Consider the following 10,684-nt stretch of genomic DNA (forward strand, 5'->3'; position numbering starts at 1 on the left):
CCCCGCACCGGGCGGGGCCGCCCCCCCGCCCCCCCGCGCGCCCCCCCCGGCCCCCCCCCCGCCCGCGCCCGCCCCGGGGGGGGGGGGGGGGGGGGCCGGCCCCCCCCCCGCCGCCCTCACTCGTGGGCCGCTCACTTCACCGAGCCCGCCATCACTCCCTGCACGAAGTGCCGCTGGAACGCGAAGAACACGGCCACCGGCACCACCAGGGACAGGAACGCCCCCGGCGCCAGTACGTCGATGTTGCTGCCGAACTGCCGTATCTGTGACTGGAGTTGCACGGTCAGCGGCTGCGAGGAGCTGTCGGCGAAGAGCAGGGCGACCAGCATGTCGTTCCACACCCACAGGAACTGGAAGATGGCGAGGCTGGCGAGGGCCGGCCGGCCCACCGGGAGGACCAGGCGGGTGAAGATCCGCCATTCGCTGCCGCCGTCCATCCGGGCCGCCTCCAGCATCTCCTTCGGTATCTCGACGAAGTAGTTGCGCAGCAGGAACACCGCGAACGGCAGCCCGTACGCCACGTGGAAGAGGACGACGCCGGGGATCGTGCCGAACAGGCCCAGCTGGCCGAAGAGTTTGGCGACCGGCAGCAGGCCGATCTGCACCGGCACCACCAACAGCGCGACCACCCCCAGGAAGACGGCCTCGCGGCCGGGGAAGTCGAGCCAGGCGAACGCGTATCCGGCGAGCGCCGCGAGGACCACGACCAGGACGGTCGTCGGGACCGAGATCAGTACGGTGTTCCAGAACGCCTGGGTCATCCCGGCGTTCTTCAGCAGCTCGGAGTAGTTGTCGAAGGAGAGTTCGCCGGGACTGGCGAAGACCGTCCACCAGCCGCCCTCGGCGGTGTCCTCGGCCGACCGCAGCGAGGACAGGAACAGTCCGGCCAGCGGGGTGACCCAGACCAGGCCGATCACCACGAGGACGGCCTGCACGAGACCGTTGCCGAGGCCGCGCCGTACCGCGTTCATCGCTGGCTCCTTCGGAAGCGGCGGACGTTGAAGACCATCGCCGGGACGACGAGCAGCAGGAGCAGCACGCCGAGCGCGCTGCCGAGCCCCTGGTTGTTGCCGCCGCCGAACGACACCAGCCACATCTGCGTCGCGAGGACGGTGGCGTCCTCCTGCACCGGTCCTGGCGCGATGATGTAGACGAGGTCGAAGACCTTCATCACGTTGATCACCAGGGTCACGAAGACGACGGTGAGGACGGGTGCCAGCAGCGGGACGGTGATCCGGCGGAAGATCTGCCACTCGTTCGCGCCGTCCATCCGGGCCGCCTCCAGGGCGTCCCGCGGCAGCGTGGACAGCCCGGCGCCGATCAGGACCATGGAGAAGCCGGTCCAGATCCACAGGTACGCCCCGATGATCGCCGGCGTGACCAGGGCCGGCCCGAGCCAGGAGATCCCGTCGTAGGGCGGCGCGAAGTTGGACGCCGAGAGGCGTACGGCGTACGAGCCCGCGTCGAGTCCGGTGAAGCGGAAGGAGCCGTCGGGGGCCGTGGTGGTGGTCGCGGCCGTCCGTCCGTCGCGTACCGCCTCGACCTTCATCTGCGGCAGTCCGCTCTCCCGCCGGTCGACCTGGCCCGGTGTCCCTCCCCCGCCGGGGGTGAAGTCGAGGTAGACCACGCCGCGCAGTTCGTCCGGCGCGGCCGTGCGGCCGGCGGCCTCGTAGGCGGGTTCGGTGCCGGTGGGCAGGTCCTTCGGCGGAACGCCGACCAGTGGCAGGGTCACCGAGTCGCCCGGGGACGCGCTCGCACCGGTCCGGTACGAGCCGTCCGCCGCCCGGGTGAGTCCCTGGCCGTCGCGTGCCCGTGCCGTCGGGTACGCGGATGCGTCCTTGAAGACGTCGTGGACGGAGACGGCGGCGGCGTTCAGGACGCCCTTGTCGGGGTCCTCGTCGTAGGCGAGCCGGAAGATGATGCCGGCGGCCAGGAAGGACACCGCCATCGGCATGAACAGCAGCAGCTTGAAGGCGGTGGCCCAGCGCACCTTCTCCACCAGCACGGCGAGGATCAGGCCGAGGCCGGTGAGCAGGGCGGGCGCCACGACGACCCAGATCGCCGTGTTGCGTACGGCCTTGACGGTGGCCGGGTCGCGGAACATCTCGGTGTAGTTCTCGCCGCCGACGAATCGGGTGCCGGACGCGTCGAAGAAGCTGCGGCCGATCGAGAACAGCACCGGGTAGACGACGAGGGCGCCCAGCAGGAGCAGTGCGGGGAGGGCGAACAGCAGGGCGACGATCCGTCCCCGTCGGCGCAGGCGCCGGGCGCGGTCGGCGCCTGCGCCGACGGGCGGTGGTGGAGCCGTCTCTTTGACAAGGGTCGCGGTCATGGCCGGTCAGCCCTTGTAGGCCTTGGCCGCCGCGGCTTCCAGCGCGGCCGCGGTCGCCTTCGGGTCGGACGGGTCGCGCAGGAAGTCCTGGAGCAGCTTCCACTCCCCGGCGCCCTTCGTGCCGCCGAACGCGGCCGGTGCCTGGTCGGACATGTCGAAGCGGACCGAGTCCCCGGCGTCGATGAGGGACTTGGCGGTGGCGCGGGTGACGTCGTCGCCGTAGGAGGCGAGGTCGAGCTTCTTGTTCGGGGACAGGAAGCCGCCCGCCTCGGCCCATACGGCGGCGGCCTCGGGGGTGGCCAGGTACTCCAGGAGGGCCATGCCCGCCTCGGTGTTCTTGCCGTCCTTGAGGACGACCGCGGCGTCGCCGCCGCTGACGACGGGGGCCTCGCCGGCGCCGACCGCCGGGAACGGGAAGAAGTTCGCGTCCTTGCCGATCGACTTGCCGAACTGGTCCTTGGCGACGCCGGCCACGAAGTCGCCCTCGTAGACCATGCCCGCCTCGGGCTTCGGTCCGAACACCTTCTCCACGGAGCCCGGGAAGTCGGTGTTCAGGGCGCCCTTCTGGCCGCCCGCCAGCAGTTGCTTGTCCTTGAACAGCTTGCCGAGCGTGGTGAGCGCCTCGACGACGGAGGGGTCGGTCCACTTCAGCTCGTGGGTGGCGAGGGCGTCGTACTTCTCGGGTCCGGCCTGGGAGAGGTAGATGTTCTCGAACCAGTCGGTGAGGGTCCAGCCGTCCTGCCCGGCGACCGAGAAGGCGGCGAGCCCGGAGTCGGAGACGGTGTGTCCGGCCTTCAGCAGATCGTCGAAGGTGGTCGGCGGCTCGACCCCGGCCTGGGCGAGGGCGTCGGGGCTGTACCAGACGGTCGACTTGTGGGCGGCCTTGAAGTAGAGCCCGTAGAGGGTGCCGTCGACGCTGCCGTACGTCTTCCACACGGGGGCGAAGTTGGTGTCGACGGCCTTCTCGGTGGTGCCGGAGAGCTGCTTGAGCCAGCCGCTCGCGGCGAACTGCTGGAGGACGCCCACCTGCGGGACCATCACCACGTCGGGGGCGTTGCCGCCCTCGATCTTGCTGCCGACGACGGTGGAGACGTTGTCGCCGGTGGACACGAACTGGGTCTTCGCGCCGGTCTTCTCGGCGAACGCGTCCAGCACCTTCTGGAAGTTCTTCTGCTCGCTGCCGGACCAGACGCCGGCGACGGTGACGGTCTGGCCGCCGAGGGCCTTGTCGCCGCCGCCCGCCGAGACGGGGTCGCCCGAGCCGCAGGCGGTGGCGCCGAACGTCAGGGCGAGGGCGGTGCAGCCGGTGAGGAGGGTCGTACGTCGTCGCATCATCGTTGATGTCCCTTCGAGGAGTGGGGAGTTGACGGGAGTCAGTGGTCGCTGAGCCACCAGGCGGAGGTGGAACCGGGCAGTACGCCGGCCGGGCAGGGACCGCTGGACAGCAGGGGCGTGCCGGAGACCGGCGCGGGGGTGGGGGCCGTACCGAAGTTGACGGCGCAGACGAGTCCGTCGCCGCGGGCGAAGGCGAGGACGCCGGGCGGGGCGTCCAGCCAGCGCAGCGTGCCATCGCCCAACTGGGGCAGGGAAGAACGGAGTTGGAGGCCGTCGCGGTACAGGTGCCAGAAGGAGCGGGTGTCGGCGAGGGCGCGGTCGGTGGCGTACTCGGCGAAGTAGTCCGGCTGCGGCAGCCACGGTTTGGCGCCCTCGGCGCCGGAGGTGAAGCCGAACGGTGAGGCCTGGCCCGACCACGGCAGCGGGACGCGGCAGCCGTCGCGGATGCGGGCGCGGCTGCCGGTGCGCCGGAAGATCGGGTCGGTGAGCACGTCGTCGGGCAGGTCGACGACCTCGGGCAGCCCGAGTTCCTCGCCCTGGTAGATGTACGCGGCGCCGGGCAGCGCCAGCATCAGCAGGGCGGCGGCGCGGGCGCGGGCGGTGCCGAGTCCGCTGCCCTCGGTGGCGGGTTCGCCGTAGCGGGTGACGGTGCGGACCTGGTCGTGGTTGTTGAGGACCCAGGTGACCGTCGAGCCGGTGCCGGCGATGTCCTCCATGGCCTCGGAGACGACCTTGCGGAAGGCGTCGGCGCTCCAGGGGGCGCTCAGCAGGTCGAAGAAGAAGGCCTGGTGCAGTTCGTCCGGGCGGACGTACTGCGCGTGTTCGCGTGCGGTGGGCACCGACACCTCGCCGACGAGGAAGCGTTCGCGGCCGTCGCGTGCCGTGTACTCCTCGCAGACCGCCCTCCAGTGCCGCCACACGTCGTGCACCTCGGGCTGGTTCCAGGCGAGCGGGTTGACCGAGTCGCGGGTGCGGGCGTCGGCCTCGGGGTCCGGGGAGTCGGGCAGGTCGGGGTGCTTGAAGAGGCCTGCGGCGACGTCGATGCGGAATCCGTCGGCGCCCCGGTCCAGCCAGAACCGCAGGACCCGGTCGAACTCGGCGGCCACCTCGGGGGTGCGCCAGTTCCAGTCGGGCTGCTCGGGGGTGAACATGTGCAGGTACCACTGGCCGGGCCGCCCGTCCGGCTCGGTCACCCGGCTCCAGGCCGGGCCGCCGAACATGGCGTGCCAGTTGTTGGGCGGCTCGGATCCGTCGGGGCCGCGGCCGTCGGCGAAGTGGAAGCGGGCGCGGGCCGGGCTGCCGGGCCCGGCGGCGAGGGCCTCGCGGAACCAGGGGTGCTCGCTGGAGCAGTGGTTCGGCACGATGTCCAGGAGCACCTTGACGCCGAGCCGCCGGGCGGCCGCGACCAGCAGGTCGAACTCGGCGAGGTCGCCGAAGAGCGGGTCGACGCCGCAGTAGTCGGCCACGTCGTAGCCGTGGTCGTGCTGCGGGGAGGGGTAGAAGGGGCTGAGCCAGATCCCGTCCACCCCGAGCTTCTTGAGGTACGGCAGCCCGGCCCGGACGCCGGCGAGGTCGCCGATGCCGTCGCCGGTGCTGTCCAGGAAGCTGCGGACGTACACCTGGTAGATCACTGCGTCGCGCCACCAGTGGTGGGCGTCGATGCGCTGGAGACTCACCCCGTTGACCTGTCTGTGCGAACTGACGTTATGCATGCATGTTAGGTAGACATGTCGAGAGGGTGTCAACGAGCAGGCAGGAGTTACCCGGAAGTTGGCCGGACATACAGGGTCTTATCGGGGCATGCGCAGGCAAGGTGAGACCCGCGCGTTACCTAACACGTAACTAGCGCGCGCTTATCGGGAAGAGACGGCCGCGAGTTCTCGCGCCAGTCGGCGCACCGCGGCCTCGGGCGTCTCGTGCCCGGTCATCGCGTCGTGCACCACCGCCTGCACCACCAGGCTCACCTGGTCGTAGCGCGCGCTCTTGGGACGCGGCGCGGCGGCGAGGACGCTCTCGCGCAGGGTCGGCAGATAGGGGAAGTCGCGGATCAGCGCGGGGTCCTCGTACAGCGCGGCCCGGACGGGCGGCAGGGCGCCGCGGGTGAGGACCTGGCGCTGGACGGGCCCGCTGGTGAGGTAGGCGATGAGCCGTGCGGCCGAGTCCGGGTGCCGGGCGTGGGAGTTGACGGCCAGGTTGGAACCGCCGAGGACGCTGGTCCCCGGACCGTCGGGGCCCGGCAGCGGTACGGCGCCGATCCGCCCGGCGACCCGCGAACCCGGGGCCGAGGCGGCGACGTAGGCGTACGGCCAGTTGCGCAGGAAGAGGAGCCGGCCGTCCTGGAAGGCCTGCTTGGACTCCTCCTCCTTGTAGGTCAGCGCCTCTTCGGGTATCCAGCCCTCGCGCACGCCGCGGGCGAGGAACGCGATGCCCTCGCGGGCCCCGGCCGAGTTCACGGTGACGCGGGTCCCCTCGTCGCCGAGGATGGTGCCGCCCGCCGAGTAGACGGCCTCGGCCGCGTTGACGGTGAGTCCCTCGTACGGCAGGAACTGCCCGGCGTAGCCGTCGAGTCCGTGCCTCGGGGCAATCGTCTTCGCGGCCCGTTCCAGTTCGGCCCAGGTGCGCGGCGGCGGGACGCCCTCCTCGGCGAGGACGTCCTTGCGGTAGAGGAGGAGCCCGGCGTTCGTGACATAGGGGACGGCGTAGAGCTGTCCGTCGTAGGTCGCCGTGTCCACGACCGGCGGCAGGAACGTCTTCAGGGGGAAGCGGTCGCGGGGCAGCGGACGTATCCAGCCCGCCGCGGCGAACTCCGGTGTCCAGTTGACGTCGATGTTGAGGACGTCGAAGCGGCTGCGGTCGCCGGAGCGCAGGTCGGTCGTCATCTGCGCGTGGGTCTCGTCGGCCGAGTCCGGCAGTTCGACGAGCGTGACCCGCTCACCGGGGTGCGTGCGGTTCCAGCCCTCCAGCAGCGGGCCGAGATAGCCGGTGAGGTCTCCGGCGGTGGCGAGGGTCAACGGTCCCCGGCCACCCGCGCCCCCCTGGTGCCCGCCGGCACCCGAGGCGACGTAGCCGGTGAGGATCACGACGAGGACGAGGAGGCCCCTACCGGCGGCGTGTATCCACCGCATAGGTTCCTCCCTGTACACCGGCACGGGCGTCCTCGCCCGGTCAGAGGCCATGTATACCTGTTAGGTATGCGCGATACTAGGGCCTGGAGCACATTACGAGGACTAGGAGGACAGCACGCGTGCGCCTTGCCCTCCTGGCCCTTCTCGCGCGCGGCCCCGCCCACGGCTACGAGCTCAAACAGGACCTTGAGCAACTGCTGGGCTCCGCGTACCCTCAGCCGAACGTCGGCCAGATCTACGTCACCCTCGGCCGCCTCGAGAAGACGGGCCTGATCGAGGGCGAAGAGGTCGAGCAGTCGAGCCGCCCCAACAAGAAGATCTACCACCTCACCGACGCCGGACGGGACGAGCTGCGCGCCTGGTACGAGGAGACGGCGGACGAGCCGCGCGTGCGGGACGAGTTCTTCATGAAACTCGCCCTCGCCCCGCAGACCGGCCTCGCCGACCAGATCGCCCTCATCAACAGACAGCGGCGTCAGTACCTCAACACCATGCGCAGCCTGTCGAAGCTGGCGGCCGCCGAGAACCGCGACAACCGCATCTCCCAGCTGCTGATCGAGGGCGCGATGCTGCACCTGCAGGCCGACCTCGACTGGCTGGAGCGGTGCCAGGAAGAGCTGGAGGAACCGGAGTGAGCGACAGCCCCGTTCCCTTGCTGCGCGCCGAGGGCCTGGTCAAGACCCACCACGGCGAGGGCGCCCCGGCGCACGCCGTGCGCGGCGTCGACCTGCGCGTACGGAGCGGCGAGTTCGTGGCGATCACCGGTCCCTCCGGCGCCGGGAAGTCGACCCTGCTGCATCTCCTCGGCGGACTCCAGCGGCCCGACAGCGGCAGCCTCTGGCTGGACGGCGAGCGCACCGACGCCTACAGCGAGGCACGCTGGGCGGTCGAACGCAGGAAACGGATCGGCATCGTCTTCCAGTTCTTCAACCTGGTCTCCAACCTGTCGGTCGCCGACAACGTCGAACTGCCCGCCCTGCTCGCCGGCCTCTCCCCCCGGCAGGCGCGCGCCGAGCGGGAGGGGCTGCTGGCCGAGCTGGGGCTCGCCGGCAAGGAGCGCAGCATGCCGGGCGAGCTGTCCGGCGGCGAGCAGCAGCGGGTCGCGCTGGCCCGCGCCCTGGTCAACCGTCCGCCCCTGCTGCTCGCCGACGAACCCGCGGGCAGCCTGGACAGCAGGGGCACCCGCGAGGTGATGCGGCTGCTGTCCCGCTTCCACCAGCGCGGCCAGACCATCGTGCTGGTCACCCATGACGCCCGGCTCGCGAGCGCGGCGGACCGGGTGATCAGCTTCTTCGACGGGCGGATAGCCGACGACGCGGAACTCGACGGCACCCCGTCCCGCGGCACCGGCATCTCCGGCGTGCTGGAGCTGAAGGACTGACATGCACGTCCACGACCGTCCGTGCGTCCGATCCGAGCGGAAGGGCTGAGCCGGTGCGAGCGACTCTGCGCTGGGCCCACTCCGATCTGCGCACCCACCGCGGCGAGGCGCTGTTCCTGGTGCTCGCCACGGCGGGCATCGTCGCCTCGCTGCTGCTGGCCACGGCCCTTTTCGGGTACGCCACCAACCCCTGGCAGCGGGTGTTCACGCAGGCGCGCGGCGCGCACGTCTGGCTGCACACCGGCCCGACCGCAGCCGCGGACGGGCTCGCCGCACTGGACGGCGTCGAGTCCGTCGCCGGCCCCTACCCCGTCGCCTCCGCCACCGTGACCTCCCGCGGCGCCCGCGCCTCCGTCGAACTGCGCGGCACGCCCGAGCTGCCCACCGTGGGCCGCCCGCTGCTCACCTCCGGACACTGGCTGGACCCGGCGACCCCCGACGGTGTCGTCCTGGACGGCCGCCTCGCCCGCGCCCTGGTGGCCGAACCCGGCGACACCCTCACCCTGCCCGGCACCACGCGCAGACTCACCGTCGTCGGCATCGCCGACAGCGCCGAACCGCGCTACCGCCCCGGCGACCGGCCCGGCCTCGTCTGGGCGCTCCCCTCCGCCGTGCCGGACCCGGACGGCCAGGTCACCGGGCTGCGGCTGACCGATCCCGACGACACCGACTACGCCGTCCAGCGCGCCGTCACCGTGCTGGGCGCCGGCGCGGTGAGCGAGGTCTCCACCTGGCAGCAGGCGCGCGCCGAGGCCCAGGGCGACAACCGGCTCCTCGGACAGGTGCTGGGCCTGTTCGGGCTGGGCGCGCTGGTCGCCGCCGGACTCGCCGTGCACGGGGCGATCGGCACCCGCATCCGCGGCCATCTGCGGGACATCTCCGTGCTCAAGGCGATCGGCTTCACCCCCGGCCAGGTCGTGCGGATCTTCCTGCTCCAGCACGTCGCCTACGCGCTGCTGGGCGCCACGGCCGCCGCGGCCCTCGTCCAGGCGCTGGGCAGCCTCGTCCCGGGGCGGCTGGGGGACGCCGTGGGCGTGTGGCAGAACCTGCCCGGTCACGCCGTGGCGCTGGTCTCGGTGCCCGTGGCGGTGGTGCTGTTCATCGGGGCGACCACCGGGCTCGCCGCCTGGCGGGCGGGGCGGGTGCCTCCGGTGCCGGTGCCCCGGCCGGCCGCTCCGGCGGGCGGAAGACTGTCGGGCGTCGCGCGCCGGGCACTGGGGCTACGGCTGCCGCCCGCGCTGGTCCTGGGCTGGCACAAGGCGTTCACCCGCCGGCCGCGCTCCGTGGCCACGGTGGCCCGGCTGGCGCTGCCCCTGTTGCTGATCGTGGTCGCGCTGAGCGCCTGGACCACCATCGACCGCTTCCGCAGCAACCCCGAGGAGACGGGCCTGCCGACCGCGCTCACCGTCCACGCCGACGCCGGACTGTCCGACCGGGACACCCTCGCCCTGCTGGAACGCGACCCGCAGGTCGCCGCCGCCTACCCGGGCGTCGAGGTGGCCGCCCTGGTCCCCGGCCAGACGGCCACGATCGCCCTGCGCGGCCTCGGTACCCGCGCGGACCCCTACCCGTACAGCCTGGTGGAGGGGCGCCCCGCGCACGGCCGGGACGAGGCGGTGGCCGGACAGGGCCTGCTCGACCTCCTCGACGTACGCGTCGGCGACTGGGTGCGGATGACGGTGGGCGAGCAGCCGCAGATCCTGCACATCGTGGGCCGCAGCATCGAACCGGAGAACGCCGGCCGGGTCATCTCCACCTCGCTCGACACCCTCCGCGAGAACGACCCGGCGCTCGGCCCGACGCTGTACCAGCTGCGGCTGCACCCCGGCGCGGACCCCGGCACGGTGGCCGGGCGGCTGGCCACCGCCGGGGAGGGCCGCCTGGATGTGCACGCGGTGACGAATCCGGCCGACGGGCTGTCCCCGCTGCGCGGCGTGTTCGTGGGCCTGATCGCCGTCCTCGCCCTGATCGGGCTCATCGAGCTGCTGACCACGATCGGCGGCACCGTACGGGAGGGCGAGCGGGATCTGCTGGCGCTCAAGGCCATCGGCCTGTCGCCGCGCCAGATCACCGCGATCACGGTCACCGCCACCGGCTGCACCGCCCTGGCCGCGGTCCTCGTCGGCACGGCGTTGGGCACGCCTCTCGCGCACTGGCTGATCGACGCCCAGGGCAGGTCGAGCGGCATCGGCGCCGGGATCGCGCACGGTCCGTCGCCCGTCCTGCTGCTGCTGTTCGGCGCGGCCGCGGTGCTGGGCGCGACCGCGCTCGCCGCCGTACCGGCGACCCGCGCCGCCCGCCGGCGCCTGGCGGACACGCTCAGCTCGGTGACCTGAGGGCCCTGGGACGGGGTGACCGGGTGGCTCCCCGTCCCATCGCGAGCGGTCACTGCCGGCCGCGCAGCTCCCGGTACGTCGCCACGAGGGCGGCGGTGGAGGCGTCCAGGCCGGGGACGTCGGCGCCCTCGGTGAGGGCGGGTTCGACGCGCTTGGCGAGGACCTTGCCCAGTTC

The 10,684-nt window shown here is 72.4% G+C and carries 8 protein-coding genes; 3 read left to right on the forward strand and 5 right to left on the reverse strand.

Features of this window, described 5'->3' with window-relative positions; genetic code table 11:
* Positions 1-131: 131 nt before the first annotated feature.
* From ACFWJX_RS39180 to ACFWJX_RS39200, 5 genes are all read right to left on the reverse strand, one after another.
* Positions 132-971 carry a carbohydrate ABC transporter permease gene (locus ACFWJX_RS39180; RefSeq protein WP_252553627.1) on the reverse strand — a complete coding sequence of 280 codons (840 nt, stop codon included), beginning with the start codon at positions 969-971 and terminating at the stop codon, positions 132-134.
* Entirely contained in the window at positions 968-2,332 is a 1,365-nt protein-coding gene (locus ACFWJX_RS39185; RefSeq protein ID WP_383251669.1) for a carbohydrate ABC transporter permease, read from the reverse strand. Before ACFWJX_RS39185 ends, ACFWJX_RS39180 begins: the two co-directional genes overlap by 4 nt.
* Positions 2,333-2,338: 6 nt before the next feature.
* On the reverse strand, positions 2,339-3,667 hold the full coding sequence (locus ACFWJX_RS39190; protein WP_383251671.1) for an ABC transporter substrate-binding protein: 1,329 nt from the start codon (positions 3,665-3,667) through the stop codon (positions 2,339-2,341).
* Positions 3,668-3,705: 38 nt separating this feature from the next.
* The gene (locus ACFWJX_RS39195) at positions 3,706-5,379 is read right to left on the reverse strand and encodes a glycoside hydrolase family 13 protein (protein WP_383251673.1); all 1,674 of its coding nucleotides are present in this window, start codon (positions 5,377-5,379) and stop codon (positions 3,706-3,708) included.
* A gap of 141 nt (positions 5,380-5,520) precedes the next feature.
* Positions 5,521-6,792, reverse strand: a complete 1,272-nt coding sequence (locus tag ACFWJX_RS39200; RefSeq protein ID WP_383251675.1) for an ABC transporter substrate-binding protein — start codon at positions 6,790-6,792, stop codon at positions 5,521-5,523.
* Between the two features lie 119 nt (positions 6,793-6,911).
* Between ACFWJX_RS39200 and ACFWJX_RS39205 the strand changes: the two genes are divergently transcribed.
* The 3 genes from ACFWJX_RS39205 to ACFWJX_RS39215 are packed head-to-tail and all read left to right on the forward strand — an operon-like array spanning position 6,912 to position 10,509.
* Positions 6,912-7,427 carry a PadR family transcriptional regulator gene (locus ACFWJX_RS39205; RefSeq protein WP_073494555.1) on the forward strand — a complete coding sequence of 172 codons (516 nt, stop codon included), beginning with the start codon at positions 6,912-6,914 and terminating at the stop codon, positions 7,425-7,427.
* Positions 7,424-8,173 (forward strand): ABC transporter ATP-binding protein, encoded by a 750-nt coding sequence (locus ACFWJX_RS39210; RefSeq protein WP_383251678.1) that lies wholly within the window; start codon positions 7,424-7,426, stop codon positions 8,171-8,173. The genes ACFWJX_RS39205 and ACFWJX_RS39210 overlap by 4 nt, the downstream gene beginning before the upstream one ends.
* Before the next feature lie 53 nt (positions 8,174-8,226).
* Positions 8,227-10,509, forward strand: a complete 2,283-nt coding sequence (locus ACFWJX_RS39215) for an ABC transporter permease (protein WP_383251680.1) — start codon at positions 8,227-8,229, stop codon at positions 10,507-10,509.
* Positions 10,510-10,684: the final 175 nt, after the last annotated feature.

The sequence above is a fragment of the Streptomyces sp. NPDC058335 genome (assembly GCF_042723915.1).
Taxonomy (GTDB): domain Bacteria; phylum Actinomycetota; class Actinomycetes; order Streptomycetales; family Streptomycetaceae; genus Streptomyces.